17 protein-coding genes are annotated in these 21,128 nt (G+C 50.3%); 7 read left to right on the top strand and 10 right to left on the bottom strand.

Features of this window, described 5'->3' with window-relative positions:
• Positions 1-92 precede the first annotated feature (92 nt).
• Complete coding sequence (locus BCF53_RS07175) at positions 93-1,277, bottom strand: tetratricopeptide repeat-containing sulfotransferase family protein (RefSeq protein WP_132700931.1); 1,185 nt, start codon at positions 1,275-1,277, stop codon at positions 93-95.
• A 15-nt stretch (positions 1,278-1,292) separates the two neighbouring features.
• Positions 1,293-1,595: a hypothetical protein gene (locus BCF53_RS07170; RefSeq protein WP_132700929.1), complete on the bottom strand. Its 303-nt coding sequence runs from the start codon at positions 1,593-1,595 to the stop codon at positions 1,293-1,295.
• A gap of 686 nt (positions 1,596-2,281) precedes the next feature.
• On the opposite strand from BCF53_RS07170, the gene BCF53_RS19525 reads away from it, so the two are divergent.
• The 3 genes from BCF53_RS19525 (at position 2,282) to nadS (ending at position 5,456) form a co-directional block, all read left to right on the top strand.
• Positions 2,282-4,462 carry a flagellin N-terminal helical domain-containing protein gene (locus tag BCF53_RS19525; protein ID WP_132700927.1) on the top strand — a complete coding sequence of 727 codons (2,181 nt, stop codon included), beginning with the start codon at positions 2,282-2,284 and terminating at the stop codon, positions 4,460-4,462.
• A 97-nt stretch (positions 4,463-4,559) separates the two neighbouring features.
• Positions 4,560-4,976: a flagellar protein FlaG gene (locus BCF53_RS07160; protein ID WP_243645790.1), complete on the top strand. Its 417-nt coding sequence runs from the start codon at positions 4,560-4,562 to the stop codon at positions 4,974-4,976.
• Positions 4,977-5,171: 195 nt separating this feature from the next.
• Complete coding sequence (gene nadS / locus BCF53_RS07155; RefSeq protein ID WP_132700925.1) at positions 5,172-5,456, top strand: NadS family protein; 285 nt, start codon at positions 5,172-5,174, stop codon at positions 5,454-5,456.
• Positions 5,457-5,477: 21 nt separating this feature from the next.
• Here the strand turns inward: nadS and BCF53_RS07150 are convergent, their stop codons facing one another.
• Both BCF53_RS07150 and BCF53_RS07145 read right to left on the bottom strand, forming a co-directional pair.
• A complete protein-coding gene (locus tag BCF53_RS07150) occupies positions 5,478-5,762 on the bottom strand; it encodes a type II toxin-antitoxin system RelE/ParE family toxin (protein WP_132700924.1) in 285 nt (94 codons plus the stop codon).
• Positions 5,759-6,043 (bottom strand): damage-inducible protein J, encoded by a 285-nt coding sequence (locus BCF53_RS07145; RefSeq protein ID WP_132700923.1) that lies wholly within the window; start codon positions 6,041-6,043, stop codon positions 5,759-5,761. Before BCF53_RS07145 ends, BCF53_RS07150 begins: the two co-directional genes overlap by 4 nt.
• Before the next feature lie 507 nt (positions 6,044-6,550).
• On the opposite strand from BCF53_RS07145, the gene fliD reads away from it, so the two are divergent.
• A complete protein-coding gene (gene fliD / locus BCF53_RS07140; RefSeq protein WP_132700921.1) occupies positions 6,551-10,474 on the top strand; it encodes a flagellar filament capping protein FliD in 3,924 nt (1,307 codons plus the stop codon).
• Between the two features lie 83 nt (positions 10,475-10,557).
• On the opposite strand, the gene BCF53_RS07135 is transcribed toward fliD, so the two are convergent.
• The gene (locus tag BCF53_RS07135; RefSeq protein WP_132700919.1) at positions 10,558-11,772 is read right to left on the bottom strand and encodes an ammonium transporter; all 1,215 of its coding nucleotides are present in this window, start codon (positions 11,770-11,772) and stop codon (positions 10,558-10,560) included.
• 242 nt (positions 11,773-12,014) lie between these two features.
• Entirely contained in the window at positions 12,015-12,323 is a 309-nt protein-coding gene (locus BCF53_RS07130; protein ID WP_132700917.1) for an isoamylase early set domain-containing protein, read from the bottom strand.
• Between the two features lie 266 nt (positions 12,324-12,589).
• Between BCF53_RS07130 and BCF53_RS07125 the strand changes: the two genes are divergently transcribed.
• Positions 12,590-13,597, top strand: a complete 1,008-nt coding sequence (locus BCF53_RS07125; protein ID WP_165901834.1) for an alpha/beta hydrolase — start codon at positions 12,590-12,592, stop codon at positions 13,595-13,597.
• 137 nt (positions 13,598-13,734) lie between these two features.
• Positions 13,735-15,099 (top strand): prephenate-dependent tRNA uridine(34) hydroxylase TrhP, encoded by a 1,365-nt coding sequence (gene trhP, locus BCF53_RS07120; RefSeq protein ID WP_132700914.1) that lies wholly within the window; start codon positions 13,735-13,737, stop codon positions 15,097-15,099.
• An 850-nt stretch (positions 15,100-15,949) separates the two neighbouring features.
• On the opposite strand, the gene BCF53_RS07115 is transcribed toward trhP, so the two are convergent.
• The 4 genes from BCF53_RS07115 to BCF53_RS07100 are packed head-to-tail and all read right to left on the bottom strand — an operon-like array spanning position 15,950 to position 19,685.
• Entirely contained in the window at positions 15,950-16,384 is a 435-nt protein-coding gene (locus BCF53_RS07115) for a hypothetical protein (RefSeq protein WP_132700912.1), read from the bottom strand.
• 12 nt (positions 16,385-16,396) lie between these two features.
• Positions 16,397-17,446, bottom strand: coding sequence for an aldose epimerase family protein (locus BCF53_RS07110; RefSeq protein WP_132700911.1), 1,050 nt, complete (start codon positions 17,444-17,446; stop codon positions 16,397-16,399).
• A gap of 29 nt (positions 17,447-17,475) precedes the next feature.
• The gene (gene galK, locus BCF53_RS07105; RefSeq protein ID WP_132700909.1) at positions 17,476-18,636 is read right to left on the bottom strand and encodes a galactokinase; all 1,161 of its coding nucleotides are present in this window, start codon (positions 18,634-18,636) and stop codon (positions 17,476-17,478) included.
• A complete protein-coding gene (locus BCF53_RS07100) occupies positions 18,633-19,685 on the bottom strand; it encodes a UDP-glucose--hexose-1-phosphate uridylyltransferase (protein ID WP_132700907.1) in 1,053 nt (350 codons plus the stop codon). The genes galK and BCF53_RS07100 overlap by 4 nt, the downstream gene beginning before the upstream one ends.
• Before the next feature lie 130 nt (positions 19,686-19,815).
• On the opposite strand from BCF53_RS07100, the gene BCF53_RS07095 reads away from it, so the two are divergent.
• On the top strand, positions 19,816-20,823 hold the full coding sequence (locus tag BCF53_RS07095) for a LacI family DNA-binding transcriptional regulator (RefSeq protein ID WP_132700905.1): 1,008 nt from the start codon (positions 19,816-19,818) through the stop codon (positions 20,821-20,823).
• Positions 20,824-21,128 lie beyond the last annotated feature (305 nt).

Here is a 21,128-nt window from a genome sequence, read left to right as displayed (position 1 = left end):
GATAGCGGCAATCTGCGGATGAGAAATATTTGTTAACAGCAGTTATTGGCAAGGCGGTAAAATATTGAAATTACCGCCTTTATGGATGGGCACTAACTAGTAACTAGCATCTCTCCTCTCACATCTCCCATAACCCTTTCAAACCGCCTCCACCGATTCACCGAGCTGGTATAAACCGGGCGGTTCACCTGCGCTTGGCTGGCGGTATTAATCACCCGCTTGTTCTGGTGAAAGTTCAGGCATTCTGGTTGCCAGTTGAGCCCGCAAAAATCGATCAGTTGTTTGGCGTGGGTTTCAAAATCGCTGACTAAGTTTTCGTATTTTAAATTTAAAATAAAGCCTTCAGGCAAAATGCGTTGCCAGTGACTCATGAGCGTTTCACACAACCGGCAATACTGGGCCAGCTCTTTTAAATCGTAAGCAAAGTGTGTGTTGCCAGCAAACAGTTGGGCGTAGTTGGAAATACAAATATCCAATGGCTCGCGCGTGGAATAAATAACCTTGGCATTCGGGAACAGCTTATAAATAAGGCCAACGTAATAGAAATTCCCGGGTAATTTGTTCACCACTCTTAACGCGTTTGGGGCTTTAGTATTTAAAAACTCAAGGTATTCAGCAGCGCAGTTTTTAATCTGTTGTTCCGGTGCGGTTGCCAGCCAATGAATGTAGTTATTGTTGGCCTGTTCACTATGGCGGCTGATAATTTCCTGCAGTTCGGTGGATTCGCCAATGGCTGCAACTTGCGAATGGCTGGCCAGAATCTGCTCTATTAGGGTAGAGCCGGAGCGGGGCATGCCCACAATAAAAACAGGAGCAGGGCTTTCGTTGTAACCCAGACCCTGTTCGGCAAAGGCTTTACTGAATTGCTGAGTGATGGCTTCAACCGTTTGCTGCCGGGCCTGAATATCAAATTCAAAACTGCTTCGCTTCAGCTCGTTGCCGTGCCGGTAGGCACTGAAGGCGCTGTCAAACTCGCCGCAGTCTTCCCGGGCCTTACCCAAAGCAAACCAGAATTCAATCTGCTGGCTTTCCGGGTAGTCTGCTATGGCATCTGTAAAGCCTTCAAGAACAGAAAGGTGCGGGTCGGTTTGGGTGTATTGCTTCAGCCGCGAAAGCTCCAGGTGCGCGCTGAAGTGATCGGGCATTACGCGGATAGCGGCCTCAAAACAGGCTTTTGCCTTTGTTATATCGCTTTTCGATAAACTGATAACGCCCAGCTTATGCTGCGCCGCAGCCAGCTTTGCACTAATCGCCTTGTTTAACGCTGCTTTATTCATTGGGTTTCAATTGGCTTACTGAATGGTTTTGAATTTTTCAGCATTTTTAGTCTGATTAAAGGTGGGGTCACCTTTTTTCAGTTTTTCCTGCAGTGTGGCCTTTTGAGATTCCAGCAGTGCTTTGTTCTTTTGCATAATGTCTTGCCAGCGCGCCATATAGCTGGCCAGCAAATCCATGTTTTGCTTGTTTGGCTCCAGAGTATTCACAAACGCTTCCAGCTTTGTTTGCCACTTGGCCATGGCCTGGGGTATGCCTTTGTTACGCATCCAAATGTTTTTGAACTCTGTGTGCAGGGTTTCCAGTTCTAGGTTGGTCATAGCTGAGCCATTTCAATTGGTTTGCAGCTAAGGTTAGCAGGCTGGTTTTTATGCGTCATTAACAGTTAGCCTATTTCATAGCATTGGACTAAAGTGAGCCGACAAACAGACCACACGGTAGTTATTATGAACTCCAAAATTGCTTCTTATCTCAAAGCCAATGTCTGTTCATTTTTTTAGATACGCCACTGCCGGAAAGCCAAAACAGTTCGTTAGTTAATGTGGGGCAGGGTACTGCAATTGGCTTTGAACAGCAGGAAGCGATTGCTTTGCTAAAACTGATCAGCCTTTCAGAACACAGTTTCAACCAAGTAGGCGAGTTAAGCTTGCAAGATGCCTTTGATATTTGATGACTATTAAATTAGCTGCTGCTATCTCACGCCTGAATGGTGAACTACTCACATCTCACGTCCTACGTCCCACGCCCCACCAACCGGTACTTCCCGCTTAGGTGTTCGGGAACTCGGCCTGCGGCCTCAAACACCCCTCGGCACCTGTGCAGAAAGCCCCGGCTGGCAGTGCTGACACGTCTTACATCTAACGTCTAACGTCTAACATCCCACTCTCTTATTCCAAAAAACTATAAAAGATTCCCCAACTCCGGCCGTTATATAAAACGTGAATCAACTACATCGCTGGTTCAGAACGCATTAGGGCGGTACTGCGAAGCGAAGGAGATAAAGATTATGGCTTTAGTAATTAATACCAACATGGCGTCTTTGACGGCCCAGCGTAACCTGACCAGCTCACAAAGCGACTACAACACCTCTCTGGAGCGTTTGTCTTCTGGTCTGCGTATTAACAGCGCAAAAGATGACGCAGCCGGCCTTGCAATTTCTACACGTTTTGAATCGCAAATCACTGGTTTAGACCAGGCGGTTCGTAACGCTAACGATGGTGTGTCTCTGGCGCAGACCGCTGAAGGTGCATTGGACAGCATGACCGACAACCTGCAGCGTATTCGTGAGTTGGCGGTTCAGGCGTCTAACTCTACTAACTCCGATGACGACCGTGTAGCACTGCAGGCGGAAGTTGAGCAGCTGCTGGCAGAAATCACCCGTACAGCGGAAGATACGAACTTCAACGGTCAAAACCTGTTGGATGGTACGTTTGAAGGTGTGTTCCAGGTAGGTGCGGATGCAGGTCAGACGGTTTCTTTCAGTATTACTGAGATGAATGCGGGGGCTCTGGGGACTTCTGCCCAGGCGGGTGTTTCTGCTATTGGTGTGGGTTCCGCGCTTGAAAATGGAGACCTCTCCATTAATGGGGAAGATATTCGAGCTTCAGTGGCAAGCGACGACACGCTTTCATATGCAGATAATGAAATGAGCGGTATCGCGAAAGCAGCTGCGATAAACGATTCTAGTGATGAGACTGGTGTAACAGCTACGGTTGATGCAAACGTAATGCTTGGCTCTGATATGTCGGCAGTTACTGCTGATGCTTCTGGAGGTGATGATATTACACTGAACGGTGTAACTATTTCCCTTCAAGGCACAGATAATACCGATGCTACTGACCGCGCAGCAACACGAGATTCCGTTATTGCGGCTATTAATGCTGTTTCAGGCCAAACTGGTGTAACCGCAGAAGATGGCGGTGATGATGGTGGTGTAATCTTAACTGCTGAAGACGGCCGTAATATTACGATCGAAAGTGCAGAAGTAGATTTGTCCCAGTATGGTCTGTTTGATTCAGATGTTGCGGCTGCTGACACGGATACGTCTTATGCTGGCTTTACGATGACCGCTAAAAACTCTTCTGTTGATATTGAGATCACTGGTGGCAATGGTACTGGTAATGGCGATATATCAAATTCAGGTTTGGCAGCGGGTACATACGATAGCCAGACAGCTGTTGTTACGACCACAAATACTGCTTTAGCGGCTCAGGCGGATGGTACGGCAGCAACTAGTGCGGCCCTTCAGGACGGTGATTTAGTGATAAATGGAGTGACAATTGGGGCTTCCAGTTCGCTTGATGACACTGCTTCAGAGACGTCTGCAAACTCATCTGACGCTGCTGCTTCAGGTATTGCTATTGCTGCTGCAATTAATGAAGTTAGCGATTCAACGGGTGTTTCTGCAACGGTAAACGCAACAGAGTTTGTTGGAGATACGGCAGTCGCGGGTGCTGGAGGCACAGCTGGTCAAACTTTGGTGTTAACGCTGAATGGTGTTGATATTACACTGACAGAGACTGGCGATTACGAGAGTAACAAACAAGCCGCTGTTGATGCTATCAATGCTGTTTCCGGTCAGACAGGGGTTGTTGCAGAGGACAATGGTGAAACATTGACGCTGACAGCTGAAGATGGCCGTAATATAAGTACTTATGGTGATGAAACTGGCTTGGCGGTAGTGGAGAACTTTGGATTAGATGGTGTTGATGCTGGCGCAGCCGCAAATGCAGCGACAACAGGTAACACGACCTACTCTACCGTAACTCTAACCTCGGCCAGTTCTTTTGAGATCAGCTATGGAACAAATGGCTCAGATGGATTGGATGACTCAGGCTTCACCGCCGGCACATATGGCGGTGGCGAAGACGGTACTTACCTGTCTGACATTGATATCTCAACGTTTGAGGGCGCGCAGGCTGCAATTACTGCCATCGATAACGCCCTGGATGTTGTAACTGCACAACAGGCAGACTTGGGTGCGATTCAAAACCGTTTCGAATCTACCGTAATGAACCTGGAAGTTACTCAGGAAAACCTGACGGCTGCACAGTCTGCCATTCAGGATGCGGACTTCGCAGAAGAAACAGCAGAAATGACCCGTACTTCGGTACTGCAGCAGGCGGGTATTTCGGTTCTGTCTCAGGCGAACTCTCAGTCTCAGAACGTACTGTCACTTCTCGGTTAATAGTGGCCTCGGTCGGGCAGCCTGAGCTTTTAGCAAAAGCTGCCTGACCACCGCTTAGCCTCGTTACGAGGTTGCCTATTAGTGAACGGAGGTGGATATGAATGAAATGAATGTGCAGCAGGCAGCTAAAGCTTCTGCGCAAGCATCCGCACCGAACACGCAAACTGATGGAGTGAATGGAGGTAAATCACCTCCACCAGTAAGCACAGCGGATACTCGCAAGGCCAGCGCAGTAGAAGAAGGTGTTAGTTTAAACAGCAATGTTCAGGAACAGGAAAAAGCCGAGCAGGATAAGCAGTTAGAACAAGCCGTTGCACAGCTGAACGACTATGTTCAAAACAGCGAACGTAAGCTTGAGTTTTCCATGGATGAAGATTCCGGTAAAACAGTTGTGAAGGTGTTTGATGCAGGTTCCGATGAACTGATCCGTCAAATGCCCAATGAAGAGGCCCTGGAACTTGCCCAGCGGCTGAATCAGGAAGAGCCTCTTATGCTGTTCAGTGCGAATGTTTAAGCAATAACCAAAGCTTTGCCAGCGATAAACCCCGGTACTCGAAAGAGGCCGGGGTTTTTTGTTGCTTTGAATTATCATCGGTGTACTATGTACACCGCAATGGATTGCATTAAGGCGTTAATTTTGAGTAGTGCTATTGAGTTTATTGAAACATCTGTATTCACAAAACAGATAAAGGCCTAACAGAGGTTTGATATGGCGTTGTTTGACGAATTGAAAAGCTCACTGCAAGAAGCAGTTGAAATTAAACAGGGTAAGAAGTCGCCATCCAACAGCACCCGCTATGAAATCGCAGATGTAAAAGCGATACGAGCGCAACTGCAGGTATCGCAGCAGGAGTTTGCTGAAGCGCTAGGCACCAGTGTCGATACAGTAAAAAGCTGGGAAACAAAGAGGCGAAACCCAGCAGGCTTGGCTGCCAAGGTTTTATCGACTATTGAAGAAGATCCTCAGGTTTACTATCAAATTGCTTCGCATTGAGTTTTAAGGTCTCGTTTTCCGTTATTCGTCTTTCTGCGGGAATTGCTGCTTCATGTGCAATACCCGCATTATTTTTATATCTGCGCCATCCAACCCGTATGAAACCACCATCGATATTTCAGGAATGAACAGCAAGCGCCCAGGTATACCTTTTCGCTCTGTACCCATCTGTGGTTGCTCGTTTAAGTGTTCTACTTTGGTTTCTATGAGTTGGTCGGTTTTTTCTGCGGCAATGGGATTAAAGTGGTATAAATATTCGAAGATCTTTTCCCTGTCGTTTAAAGACTCATCTTCCCAGTAAATCATTTATTTCTTCCATTTCTTAACCGGGCTTTACGTAATTCCATTTGGTTTTTCGCCTGGTCATGATCAACAAAATGGCTTTGCCCAGATTCCAGTTTTTCGAAAGCCTGGTTTACTTGCTCGGTGAGCCACTGCTCGTGAGTCTCTTTTTTGCGCTGTTCATCCGCTAGTTGATGGGTAAGCTCACGGTAAGCATCGCTCAGTGTTCGGCCCTGGCTTTCAGCCATCATTTGCGCCAGGCGCTTGGTTTCAGCATCTACTCTAAATTGAATTCTGCTTTCCATAACTTATGCCTCAGTTTTAGGTGAGTACAAATGTTAGCACAGTTGCTTGTTGTATCAACGACTCTATATGATGCCTGGCATCTAGCATCTAGCATCTAGCATCTAGCATCTAGCATCTAGCATCTAGCATCTAGCATCTAGCATCTAACGTCTCACGTTCAACGCCACGCCCCACCAACCGGTACTTCCTGCTTAGGTGTTCGGGAACTCGGCCTGCGGCCTCAAACACCCCTCGGCACCTGCGCAGAAAGTCCCGATTGGTAGTGCTGATACTTCAAGCTGCGAGATGCGAGTGGTCCGGCATCCCGGTGCGAGATACGAGCATCTAGCCTCTTACGTCTCACATCTCACGTCCAACGTCTCACCTTCCAAACCCCTAAAGTTTTTCACCAACCGGCCGCTATAGAAACTAGCCGAAGTTGTATTCACAGCAGCTTGGCGCAAGCTTTGCTTTAATAACTTGTTAATTTTTAAAGCAGCAACGTTTAATTCTTATAGGGTGGCAGCATGGCTAGTGTATCTTCGCTTGGCATAGGCTCTGGAACGCTAACAACAGATTTAGTGAATTCCCTTGTATCGGCAACAAGAGCGGATGCAGATCTCCGCCTGGCAAGTGCAGAAGCGGAAGCGGAAGCGGAAATTTCCGCCTGGTCGGAAATGCAGAGCTACCTGGAAGACTTGCAGTCTGCGGCTTCGGCGTTGTCGAACTCCAGTACCATTGATAGCACCACGGCCAGTTCATCGGATGAAGATATTTTAACCGCGACCACCAGCAGTGCCGCAGAGCCGGGTACGTACCGAATTACCGTCAGCGAGGTTGCCACGGCGCATTCGCTGGCCACCAAAGCCTACGAGGGTGTGGATGATGTGATTGGTACCGGCACAATAACCATCAGCTTTGGCACCACCACCTACGATGAAGACGGCAGCTACTTAGCGTTCGATCAGGACGCGGATACCTCATCAACCACTCTGTCGATTGGCTCTAGCAACAACACTGTCGGTGACATTCGCGACACCATCAATAATGCTGAAATCGGTATAACCGCCTCGGTGGTATACGATGGTGAAGGCTACCGCCTGTTGTTGACGAGTGACGATACCGGCGAAGAGACCTCTATGGAGATTACGGTTTCCGGTGATGCGGGCTTGCAGGCGCTGGCTTACAACAGCTCGCAGAATGATGAATCGGTTAACATGATGGAGACTCAGGCCGGTGTGGATGCCGCCTTTACCGTCAATGGCCTGAGCATTACCAGCGCCAGCAACGAAATTACCGAGGTGATCAATGGCGTGACCATTGATTTGCTCGATACCAAAGAATCCTCCGTTACCCTAACCATTGCGCAGGATACCGACGAGCTGGTGGAAAACCTTGAGTCGTTTGTAGAGGCCTATAATAACTACTCTGACTTGTACGATCTGCTGACTGAATACAACGAAGATGACGGCGATGAGGAAACCATTTCAGAAAACGGTATTCTCATTGGCGACAATACCCTGCGAAATATCGATGACGCCATTACCAGCATGATGAGCCAGATTATTTCCGGGCTGGACAGCAGTGTGTATACCTCGCTGGTTGCCATTGGCTTTGAAACCGACCAGTACGATGATTATTCCCTTACCTTCGATAGCTCAGCCTTCCTGGAAGCCATGGAAGAAGATGCCGACAGCGTGCTCGGTTTGCTTTCAACGGCCGAAACCACCACCAATAATCAGGTAAGCATTCTGCTGACGGGTACCGATACTCAGCCGGGCACCTACAGCGTTGAAGTGACTCAACCGGCAACCCAGGGCTTTTATCAGGGCCTCGCGACCGATGCACTGAATTTTGCTTCAGATATTGTTATCTCTGATTTAAACGATGATTTCTCCATAACGCTGAATGGCGATACAGAATCCATTTCATTGGTACAGGGCAGCTACAGCAGCGGTGATGAGCTGGCGCAGATGATTCAAACCTCCATCAATACGGCCTTCAGCAGCGGTACTGTCGATGTGGAATTTGATGAAGAAAACCTGATGTTTTCCATTACCTCCACCGATTACGGCAGTGATTCTGAAGTCGTGATTAATTCGGTAGATACTCTGTTTGCCAGTACGCTGGGCATTACCGCGACGGGTTCGGGCGAGTATGAAGGCGCATCGTTCAGTTCGTTAAGTGAAACCGCGTTCGCAGCCACCACAGATGCCGGCGTACAGATCGTTGATGAAGAAGACAGCATCGACTTTAACCTGAACCCGGTCAGTTTTGATCTGACCATCAGCGGCACCACGGCAGACGGTACTTACAGCATTGCGCTGGATGAAGACTGGGGCGATGACATAGACAGTGACGGCAACGTCACCAATGACCGTAACCGTGATGACGTGCTGACTTATATTCAGAGTGAGCTGAACGATGCCGGCCTGGCAGGGATTGTGACTGCCGAATTTAACGAAAGCGACCGCTTGGTGTTTTATACCGAGCCTGCGGCTGGCACCCAGACCATTACGATTGCTAACAGCAGTGTCACCGGTACCGATTACCTGGGTATTACCAACAGTAGTAACAGCAGTGGCTATAGCGTTTCGGATGTCAGCTTCGATCTTTCTTATTCTAATCGGCTGTCGTCGGTCAGCTCTGCGGCCTCAATAGCTGTGCCGAACGGTACCTATGAAACCGCCGATGAACTGGCGGCGGCAATTGAAACGGCCATTAATGCCGATGCCAACATCGCGGCCGGTTCGTTTGGTGCCAGTACCGAAAACGGTTCGCGCAGCCTGTATAGCACGGTCGATTTCGCATCAGACCCATCCCAGTTTGTCATGGCGGTGAATGGTCAGGAAGTCACGGTCAACGTTGATGCCAACGGCACCGATAACCTGGATAGCATTCAAACAGCAATCGACAGTGCGCTGACCGCCGCTGGCATTACCGATACCGTAACAGCCAGCCTGGAAAGTAACGGCCTGGTGCTCACGACCGATGCCACGGGTTCTTCGCAGAGAATTTCTATATTGGCAGACGGCCTGGGCGCAACAACGCAGGTCCAAGTTGCCAGTGCAGATTTAAGCACAGCGATCGATTTCACCACCACGCCTTCCGAGTTCACCCTGGAAGTGGGCGGATACGAGATTGATGTAACAGTCGATAGCAACTCGAGCCTGGGTGATACCGATGCTGAATCCAACATCTACGCCATACAGAGCGCGCTCGATACGGCGCTGGCCCTGGCCGGTGGTGGCGGTGAATTTACCGCCGGTGATGTTGTTGCCAAGCTCGATGCCAACAATCAGCTTTATTTTGAAACGGTCAGCAAAAATGGAGAGCCTTCGGAATCGACCTTTGGGGCGGATGCGGTTATCCAAATTGTCGATGTCGACGCAACGGATAATTCCCTTGGGCTGGCGGCAGAGGCCAGTGCTAATGTAAACGGCTACGATGCCTTTGGCATGGATATCGGCACCTATTATGGCTTTGATTCGCTGGCGAGCGTGACCTATTCCGAAAACGATGAAGGCGAGGGTGGCTTCACCATTTCATTCGATAACGACACCGATATTTCGCTGAGTAACCTCTCGACCAATGCCACCACTCAGCTTGGTTTTTCCACCACCAACTACAGCGGCTCTGAAAACCAAACAGGGCAAGATGTTGCCGGTCTTATCAATGGCGTTGAAGCGAGTGGTTCCGGTCAGTACTTGACGGCATCCGATGGTAACAGCGCCGCGACAGAAGGTTATATTCTGGGTGGCACCGCGTGGGATTTCACCGAAGCATTGGTGATCGACAGCTCTAACAATACCTTCACCATCACCGTAGACGGTGTGGAGTCTAACGAGATCACCATCACCGCCGGTGCTTATGCCAGTGCCGATGATTTTATTGCAGAGCTTGAAAGCCAGATAAACACAGATTCCAACCTGTATCTCGACGATATTTCAGTGGAAATTCAGTACGACGACACCAACCATATCTTTGGTATCTTCTCGACATCGACGGGTGAAGATTCTTCCGTCGAAATGACCGACATCGATGATGATCTGGTGAGCATTCTGGGGATTTCAGAGTCTACCTCGGGTGTTGCCGGTACGGAATCCTCCGGTGAGCTCGACCCTGCAGCGGGTATGATGCTGAAAATTACCGGCAGTACCGTCGGTGACTATGGCACCGTTACCTATGTTGAGGGTATCTTCGCGAACCTTGATAACTATATCGACAGCATTCTTGGCAGCGATGGTCTGGTGACTGAACGCCAGGAAGCGCTCGATGAAGAGCTGGATGAAGTTTACGACGAAATGGACGAGCTGGATGACGAAATGGAAGCCTATGAAGATGTACTGGTGAGTCAGTTTATCTACTACGATTCAGTTATTGCCGAGCTTGAAACCTGGGGTGACTACATCACCTCATTGTTTGAATCATTGAATTCGAGTGATGATTAATTATTCGAGTGATCGTTAATTAGAAGTAGCTGTTCAAATATGCCCGCGGTTGCGGGCATTTTTTTTGCGATACGGAAGCTCAGTTAGTCATCAATCGCGGTGGCGCCAATTTTGTGAATGGCAAGGTCGGCACCTTTGAATTCATCTTCTTCATCCAAACGCAGGCCGCAGATCGACTTAATAGCGCCGTAAACAATGAAGCTGCCAACGGTGGCGATGACCACGCCCGCCACAGAACCGGCCAACTGCGCCATAAAGGTTACGCCACCCAGGCCGCCGAAGCTTTGCAGGCCAAAAATACCGGCAGCAATGCCACCCCATAGTCCGCAAAGACCATGCAGTGGCCACACCCCCAGAACATCGTCGAATTTAGGCAGTTTGTTCTGCGCTGCCGTAAATACAAAAACGAACAGTCCGCCGGCGACACCGCCGGTAATCAGCGCGCCGATAGGGTGCATCAGGTCTGAACCGGCGCAAACAGCCACCAGCCCGGCCAAAGGCCCATTGTGAATAAAGCCGGGGTCGTTTTTACCGGCAACCAAAGCCACCAGCGTGCCACCAACCATGGCCATTAGGCTGTTAACCGCAACCAGGCCAGAGATCGCATCAATGGTCTGTGCAGACATGACGTTAAAGCCAAACCAGCCGACGGTCAGTATCCATGCGCCGAGTGCCAGAAACGGAATATTCGAGGGAGCAAAGGCAACCACCTTGCCATTGCGGTAGCGGCCATTGCGCGAGCCAAGCAGAATGATGGCCGCGAATGCTACCCAGCCGCCAACGGCGTGAACCACGATAGAACCGGCGAAATCATGGAACGGAGCTCCGAAGGTGCTTTCCAGCCAGCCCTGAAAACCATAGTTACCATTCCAGATCATGCCTTCAAAGAATGGGTACACCAGCGCAACAATAAAGAAAGACGCCATCAGGAACGGGTTAAACTTGGCCCGCTCGGCAATACCACCGGAAACAATCGCCGGAATGGCCGCCGCAAAAGTCAGCAGGAAGAAGAACTTAACCAGGTCGTAACCGCTGTTCGCGGTCAGTTCTGTTGCACCGGCGAAAAAGGTAGAGCCGTAGGCAACCCAGTAACCAATAAAGAAGTAAGCAATGGTTGAAACGCCGAAGTCGGTGATAATTTTAACCAGCGCGTTTACCTGGTTTTTATGCCGTACGGTACCAACCTCCAGAAACGCAAAGCCCGCGTGCATGAAGAGCACCATGATGGCGCCAAGAAGTATAAACAGGGTATTCGTGCCGTCGACAAGCGTCGCGACTGCACTATTAAGAGTTTCCAATGTTGCCTCCACTGTGAGTATGTTGCACTTTCGTAGTGCTTATATTGGTAGTTAAGGTAAAGAGCGCGTCAGCTACTGCGAAAATCGTGCCTATTTGGGGCGATTTCGGTGATGTGGTGGAAAGATGTGGTGCGTCGAGGTTTGTGAGGGAAGGCTTGTGTTTAAGGATTGGGCGGTTGTGCGATTTAGTGCGTTTTAAGGGTGCGGAGCGTAGCGCTTCCGCCCCTTATTTGTGCGTATACCTACAGAGCAACGACTGAATTTTCTTCAGACATGCCGGGTGCCGTCACGTATTCGTCGGCTTCCCAGTCGTTAATCCAGGTTTCGCCATCAACTAAATAGCGATACTGGTATTTGTTGCCAACAGGAAGGTCGACATCAATCTTAAAGATGCCTGATTTCAGCTTCTTCAGGATCAGCTCGTCTTCTGCCCAGTCGTTAAACTCGCCAACCAGCGCAATTCTTTCAGCTTCTGGCGCAGCTTCTTTCGGTACGGAGAACGTACACTTGCAGACAGGCTTGGATTTCAGAAATTTTTTCTTAATAGGCATGGTGACTCCTGGTCAAAGGTCCTTAGTTTTGTAATTACGGTATCTGGTTTACAGGTTATTCTTTTATTCACGAATTATAGGCAAAGATTAGAAGGTTTTGCTCTCAAAGCCGATTTTTTGGTTTCTTTATTGACCAGTACCCAGCCTAACATCGGCCGGAAGGTCAATGAGTTGCAATATATGCAACTTTTGCACGTCGTAGAGAGCTGCAGGCTGCTAATATTTATACGTTCCGCCACTTGTTAACCTTTTTCATGAGTGTTGTTTTGAGTTTTCTTGTCGTTGTCATTTTGGTTATTACGCTTTTTTTACTGGGTCCGAGGGAAAAAACACGGCTCTGGTGGCAAGGCAACCCGGCTCACGACGGCCCGGCAACGGCCCGGTCGGGGCTTTCGCCTGCAATAAATTTAAGCGAACTGGCAGCCCAGCTGCAGCAGAGCGAGAGTGAAATACCCAATATCATTCCCGGTGCAGAAAAGCTGATTAGCTTTGCTAACCCGGCATTGCCCGCTAAAACAGCCTGTTCGGTTTTATACATTCATGGTTTCTCTGCCTGCAGGCAGGAGATTTCACCGGTGCCGGAAATGGTCGCCAGCAGCCTGAAGGCAAACTTTCATGCAACCCGTTTAACTGGCCATGGCACCAGCGCACAGCAGTTGGGTGAAGCCAGACCTGATGACTGGATCCGTGATGTGATCGAGGCCTGGAACGTGGCAACCCAACTGGGTGATAAGGTCATTATTGTTGCAACCTCGACCGGTGCCACGCTGGCCACATGGATGGCGCAGCAGCCCGAGGTTCAGGCAAAGCTGGCCAGCTTAGTCTTGTTCGCACCCAACTACCGGCCTAACCATAAGGCCATCCGCTTGTTCTTGTGGCCTTGGGCAAGGTGTTGGATACCCCTGATTACCGGCCCGGATTACGGTGTAGCGTCAACCAGAGAGGAAGAAGCCAGGTACTGGACAGCGCCATACCCGGTGAAAGTACTGTTTGGCGTGGTGGGCCTTGCAGAGGCGGTTTACCGCTCTAACGTTGGCTCGGTTAAAACCCCGACGCTGTTTATCTATGCCGATGAAGATAAAACGGTGTATTCCTCTTTCACCGGCAAGGTGATGTCACGATGGGGCGCGGCTATTGTTGAGCGCCTGAAAGAGCCGGCAGAGCCTGGTTCTACCAACCACGTTATTGCCGGCGATATCTTCCGACCGCAAAGCAACGAACGCCTGGTGCGTGAAGTGCTCGGTTTTATCCGCAATTCGGATGAGAACTCCTGAAACCTTAACCTGTTTATTTTCCATACGATTGAGATCATTTGCGGATTTGATAGAATCCGCGCCTCGAATTTTCAGCATGGCTGTACTGACTGGTAATGATTGCCAGAAAGCAACAGGCGCTTCTTTAAGGTAATTAAATGACTTTTAAACCGGAACTTCTCTCGCCAGCGGGCACCCTCAGAAACATGCGTTACGCCTTTGCTTACGGTGCAGATGCCGTTTATGCCGGTCAGCCACGCTATTCACTGCGGGTACGCAACAACGACTTTACGCTGGCCAATCTGGAAACAGGCATTAATGAAGCCCGTGCGCAGGGTAAGCAGTTGTACGTGGCCAGTAACATTGCGCCGCACAACTCGAAGATTAAAACCTACCTGCGCGATATTGCGCCGGTTATTGAAATGAAGCCCGATGCGCTGATCATGTCTGACCCCGGTTTGATTATGCTGGTGCGTGAAAAATACCCGGACCAGGAGATTCACCTGTCTGTTCAGGCGAACGTAGTGAACTACGCCTCGGCTCTGTTCTGGTATAAGCAGGGTATTCGCCGGATTATTCTTTCCCGTGAGCTATCACTGGAAGAGATTGAAGAAATCCGCATTAACTGCCCGGGCCTGGAAATTGAGACTTTTGTTCACGGCGCACTCTGTATTGCCTATTCCGGCCGTTGCCTGTTGAGTGGCTACATTAACAAGCGTGACCCTAACCAGGGTACCTGCACCAACACCTGCCGCTGGAAGTACAACGCTCACGAAGCCAAAGAAGATGCCAGTGGCGATTTTGTACCTAAAGACCCGAAAATTTGGACGCCACCGGAAGAAAAGATCGCCAGCGATGCGCCAACGCTGGGCGCAGGTGGCCCAACGGATGAGATATTCCTGTTAGAAGAGGAAGGCCGTCCGGGTACCTATATGCCGGCTTATGAAGATGAGCACGGCACCTACATTATGAACTCAAAAGACCTGCGCGCTATTCAGCACGTTGAGCGGTTGACTCAAATGGGCGTACACAGCCTGAAGATTGAAGGCCGCACCAAAAGCCACTATTACGTTGCGCGAACTGCTCAGGCCTACCGCAAAGCCATTGATGATGCCGTTGCCGGTAAGAGCTTCGACAAGGGGCTGATGAATACGCTGGAAAACCTGGCGCACCGTGGGTACACCGAAGGCTTCTACCGTCGCCACGTTCATGATGAATATCAGAACTATGAAATCGGTCGCTCTGTGGGTGTTCATCAGCAGTTTGTGGCCGAGGTGATTGGCCGCGATGGCGAAGCGCTGCACCTGCGCTCTAAAAACAAATTTGCCGTTGGGGATTCAGTTGAACTGATGACGCCGGCCGGTAATGCGACCTTTAACGTCGAGCACATCCGTAACTTGAAAAAGCAGGAAGATATGCAGGAAGTGCCGGGCGGTGACTTTGAAGTGAAGATCTCAGTGCCGGAAGATCTGGCAGCATCGGCAGAGCAGTATGGCCTGTTGATGAAAAACCTGCAGCGCTAGGCGCTTAGCATAGAACCGCAGCTCATTGGTAGGTCGGGCTTCAGCCCGACAGCCAGTCCCGAATTCAGCGCCATCCCATGTTGGCCTAAAGACCAACCTACAACCGCAGCTTATTGGTAGGTCGGGCTTCAGCCCGACAGACAGCCTCGAATTCAGTAGCATTCTATGTTGGCCTAAAGGCCAACCTACAGCCGCGGCTCATTGGTAGGTCGGGCTTCAGCCCGACAGCCAGCCCCGAATTCTGTAGCATCCTAAGTTGGCCTAAAGATCAATCTACACCCGCAGCTTATTTGTAGGTCGGGCTTCAGCCCGACAGTTAGCCTCGAATTCAGCAGCAGCCCATGTTGGCCTAAAGGCCAACCTACAACCGAGGCTCATTGGTAGGTCGGGCTTCAGCCCGACAGTCAGCCCTGAGTTCAGTACCATCCCATGTTGGCCTAAAGGCCAACCTACAACCGCAGCTCATTGGTAGGTCGGGCTTCAGCCCGACAGTCAGCCTGAGTTCAGTAGCATCCTATGTTGGTCTAAAGACCAACCTACAACCGCGGCTCATTTGTAGGTCGGGCTTCAGCCCGACAGTCAGCCTCGAATTCAGTAACATACTATGTTGGCCTAAAGGCCAACCTACAATTGGGGCTTATTTGTAGGTCGGGCTTCAGCCCGACACTCAACCCCGAATTCAGTAGCATCCTATGTTGGCCTAAAGACCAACCTACAGCCGCGGCTCATTGGTAGGTCGGGCTTCAGCCCGACAGCTAGCCCCGAATTCAGCAACATCCTATGTTGGCCTAAAGACCAACCTACAACCGCGGCTCATTGGTAGGTCGGGCTTCAGCCCGACAAGGTATTATCAGAAGCGCATGCCAACCGCGAAGTAGTTAGAAGCCGGATGAGTACCAGCTTCAATGAAGACTAAGCTTTCATTTACATCAATGTTCAGGCCGATTTCAGCGCCCAGACCAAATTCAGTATCGTCACCAAACCCAAGTGCAGGGCCCAGGCTACCGTAAATACTGATGCCATTATCAATCGGGAATAATAAGCCAGCGCTCAGTTCAACACCGGCAGCAAAGTCATCTCCGAACCCTACGCCAAACTCCAGTTCGCCAAAAGAGTAGAGCCCTTTAGAGCTTAAAAACTCAACATCCAGAGGAATCCCCTTTGAGGCTATGATTCCGACTCCGCTGTAAGAGGCCAAGCCTAACTCTGTGCCGCCTTTACCGCCGGCAAACGTCAGTGGCGATGAACACAAGGCAATAGCAGCAGCAATCATTATTTTTTTCATGGTGTATTCCGACTAACTAAAAGAGTACTCGATTATAGCGGAGTAGCTGTTGTCCGGGTCAATCGTACAATCCGGGAAATGTGCGTGGTTTGGCGAATCTGTCCAATACCCCGGTTCAAAACAAAAGGCTCCGTGCCGGCGGTAAGAATCGCCGTCGCCCGTGGGTGTGCCCTGCAAAAAATTCGCCGTATAAAACTGCATGCCGGGCAGGTTGGAGCGACAGGTGAGCTTTCGGCCGGAATGTTGCGATTGAGCGCTGGCCAGGGTTCGAAGTTTGCTGTCGTTTTGGAAGCAGAAGCAGTGGTCGTAGCCTTCACATAGGGCAAGGTGTGGCTCGGTCAGGTCAGTCAGTTCACGCTCTATGTTTTTCCAGTCGGTAAAATTCAGTGCGGAATCGCACGCGTCTATCAGCAGCCCGGTCGGGATGCCGGAGGCATCGGTATCCAGATAGGTTGTTGAGTTCAGCTTAAACTCGTGATTGTTGATATTGCCAAAACGGTTGCCATCCAGATTAAAGTAAGCGTGATTGGTTAAATTAAGAATGGTGGGCTTATCCGTGGTGGCGCTGTAATGGAACCGCACATCATTCGCTTCGGTCAGGGTAATGGTTAGCGTGATATCAACATTGCCGGGAAAGCCGGATTCGCCGTCTTTGCTCAGGCAATGAAAGGTGAGGATGGGCGTTTTATCGTCTTTTAACTTGATGTGGCTGTCCCAGATTTTGTTGGAAATGCCCTCACTGCCACCGTGTAAATGATGAGACGCCTGGTTTTTATCCAATTGAATCTTCTCACCGTTCAACCGGAACTGGCCGTTCTTGATGCGGTTGGCATAGCGGCCGACGGTTGCACCGAGATAGGCTTGCTGGTCGATAAAGGCTTCAAGCGTTGTGCAGCCCAGAACAAGGCTGGGCTCATCTTTTGCGAGTTTGAATTCTATCCAGGAAGCGCCCAGGTTTAAAAAACTTGCCTGTGCGCCGTTGTCGTTTCGTAAGCAGTATTTTTTAACAGTCTGGCCATTTGGAAGGCTTCCGATCTCTACTTCTGAGATGCCTGCAGTCATGTTGTTTCCTTTTATTTTTCTTATAGGCGTCAGGCAAAGGCTCCATCGACCGCCTGACAAATATAGACGGTTTCTTTTATACCAAACTTCGCTTGGTAGTTCGCCTTTACGTGTGCAATCACCTCATCCACCTGGCTGTTGTGCACCAGCGAAACGACGCATCCGCCAAAGCCGCCACCAGTCATGCGTGCGCCACCGCCATGGCGGCCGATTTTTTCCTGAATCAGGCTGACCAGCCCATCAATAGGCGGAACAGTAATTTCAAAGTCATCCTTCATGGAGGTGTGAGACTCTGCCATCAGTCTGCCCAGGGTTTGCCAGTCTCTCGCTTTCAGTGCATCGGCGGCTTCCAGTGTGCGTTCATTCTCGGTAATGACGTGCCGGGCGCGGCGGTAAATAACCTCGTCGATTTCGCCTTTGATGTTATCGAGCATGTCCATAGTGGCATCGCGCAAGTGGCTGATTGCCAGCTTATCTGCCGCGGCCTGGCAGCTTAAGCGCCGGGTATTGTATTCACTGTCGACCAGCCCGCGCTTCACATTGGAGTGGAAGATGACGATTTTAAAGTCGGCATCGAGCGGCACCGGTTGTGTGGTCAGGCTGCGGCAATCAATGAGCACGGCGTGGTCTTTTTTTCCGTGGGCAATGATCAGTTGATCCATAATGCCGGTTTGCGCGCCAATGAATTCGTTTTCGGTCTTTTGGCCCAGGAGCGCTGCCTGGGTTGGGTCGATGCTGCTGTCGCACAACTCCAGCAGTGCACGAATCAGCACCACCTCCAGCGCTGCAGAGGAGCTTAAGCCGGCACCGTAAGGCACGTCACCGACGATAGCCAGATCTGCGCCGGCGAGTTTGAAACCGGCTTTAAGCAGTTGATCGGCTACACCGCGCAGGTAATTGGACCAGCCGTCATCGCTGTGTGTTATTTCTTCGTTCAAATCGAACTGCGCTATCTGTTGATCGAAATTCACGGCACAGGCGCGTATTTTTGAATCACTGCGCTGGCTGGCCACAACCGTCGTCCCGAAATCAATGGCCGCCGGCAGTACAAAGCCATCGTTGTAGTCGGTGTGTTCGCCAATCAGGTTAACGCGACCCGGCGCGTGAAAGCTGTGGCTGGGTGGGTAACCGAAGTGGCTGGTAAATGACTCGGTGGCTTGTTGTTGTAAGGTTTTTTCTTGCCCGCTCATTGTTTGCCTTCCTTGTAATGTTTGTTGCTCACCTGCTGCAGTTTTTCAGCCGCCTGCTCGGGTGTGAGGTCCCGCTGGGATTCCGCCATCATTTCGTAACCAACCATGAACTTTTTCACCGTGGCGCTGCGCAGCAGTGGCGGAAAGAAGTGCGCATGCAACTGCCAGGCAGCGTTTTTGATTTCAGAGGTGGGTGCGCCATGCCAGCCCATTGAATAAGGGAAGGAAGTTTCAAACAGGTTGTCGTAGCGGATGGTCAGTTCCTTAATGGCTTTTGCCAGGCTGGTTTTGCGGTCAGCGTTAAGCTCATGGAAGTGACGGCAGGCGAATTTTGGCAGCAGAAGGGTTTCAAATGGCCACGATGCCCAATAGGGGACAACGGCAATCCAGTGCTCGTTTTCAACAATGGTTCGGGTGCCGTCTTTACTCTCTTTCAGTGCATAGTCGAGCAGCAGAGCCTTGCCATGCTCCCGGTAGTATTGGCTTTGCTGGTCATGCTCTTTGGCGGGCAGAGTCGGGACGCTGGAGTTCGCCCACACCTGGCCATGCGGGTGTGGCTGTGAGCAACCCATGATCGCGCCCTTGTTTTCAAACAGCTGAACCCATTCGTACTTGCTGCTTAGCCGGCGATATTGGTCTGCCCAGGTTTGCACAACGGCTTCCAGAGCGGGGATGTCCAGCTCTGGTAAGGTTTTGCTGTGATCCGGGCTGAAGCAGATAACGTGTGCTTCACCTTTCTCGGACTTCAGCTGGAACAGAGGGTCGACAGGCTCGGGAGAATCCGGGATGTCTTTTTGCAGGGCGGCAAAGTCGTTTTCAAAAACGAAGGTGCCTTTGTAGTTCGGGTTGATGTCACCGGAAATACGTTTATTACCGGCGCAGAGAAAACAGTCGGGGTCGTAAGAGGGCAGTGGCGTATCGTCTTTTGACTCGTTTTGGCCCTGCCACGGGCGCTTGGCGCGGTGTGGGGAAACAAGAACCCATTCACCGGTCAGAACATTCAGGCGCTTGTGCGGATGATCGGTCGGGTCGAATTTTGCGGCTGTCATGCTGGAATCCTGTAATTATTGTTTGGTGTTATTTTAGTGTATTTGAAAACGTTTTCAATCCTTCAGCTATTGTTATATAAGAAAAAAACGGTCAGTATTTGAAACCTGTTTCAGGGGGTAGGCTGGTTCAATGGCAAATATCAAAGATGTAGCAAAGGCGGCAGGGGTTTCTGTTTCAACAGTTTCCCGTGTGATCAATAATTCCGCATCGGTGGTGCCGGAAAAACGTCAGGCTGTTATATCGGCGATGGAAGCACTTAAATATCAGCCTAATACCCTGGCCCGCGCGCTGGTGAACAACCGTTCCGACTGCATAGGGTTGTTGGTCGGCGAAATAGAATCACCGTTCTTTAGCCGGCTGATGGGGTCTGTACATAAAGAGGTGATGAATGCGGGCAAGCATGTCATCGCCACGGCGGGTTATCACAAGGCAGATCTGGAGCGCTCTTCCATTGCGTTTCTGCGCGAGCGCCGCTGCGATGGTTTGATTATCCACTCCAAGGCTCTGCCGGATGAAGAGATTATTGCGCTGTTTGAAAGCGGTATTCCAACCATGCTGGTCAACCGTCTGGTGAAAGGCTGGGAAGACCGCTGTGTGTTCCTCGATAATGAATACGGTGCTTACTTGGCAACGCGTCACCTGATTCAAAAAGGGCACCGCAATATTGGGTGTATTTGTACGAATATCGGCATTGAAGATGGCGAAAGCCGTATCGCAGGCTATAAAAAGGCCCTTGCGGCCGCTGGCATCGAGTTTGATGAGCAGAAGCTGGTGAAGTCGTTCCCGGATGAGGAAGGCGGTAACTACGCTATGGCAGAACTGATGGCGCGCGACCTCGGTATTACCGGCGTTTTTTGCTACAACGATGCCATGGCAGCCGGTGCAACAATGATGCTTCAGGATACCGGCTACGAGGTGCCCGAGCAGGTGTCTCTGGTAGGTTTCGATGATGTGATTCTTGCCCGAGTACTTAAGCCGCATTTAACCACGGTGCGTTATCCGATAGGCGAAATGGGCGCATTGGCGGCCCAGCGCCTGCTGCATGAGATTGACCCTTCTTACCCGAAAAACGAGCATCCGCTGCGTTTTACCCCCCGTTTGATTGAACGCCAGTCCGTTGTTCAGCGTTCAGCCTAGTGACCTAACTTTGCGCGTGGCCCACTAGACCCTTTCTCAGCTGTTCAATTGGTTTACTCTGGCACTCTAATGCGGGTGCCTGTGGCCAATTGGATCTGATTTTCTGTAAAGAATCTTTGCCGTTGCTTGTTAGACTTTTATTGGCTAGGTTCTGGCTGTTTGTGGGTTGTTATTTTTTAGTGGTATTTTCTGTGCTTGTGTAATTTATTGGTTTTTATTGCTTAATTAATGCTGTTTATATAGTTTTATCTTCTTAAAAATAGGCGAATTAAAGAATTCTAAAAATATTCTCATTTCCTATACTG

Source organism: Reinekea marinisedimentorum (genome assembly GCF_004341165.1).
GTDB lineage: Bacteria > Pseudomonadota > Gammaproteobacteria > Pseudomonadales > Natronospirillaceae > Reinekea > Reinekea marinisedimentorum.
Note: the sequence above shows the minus strand (reverse complement) of the source record. Positions and strands in the feature narration are given on the sequence as shown.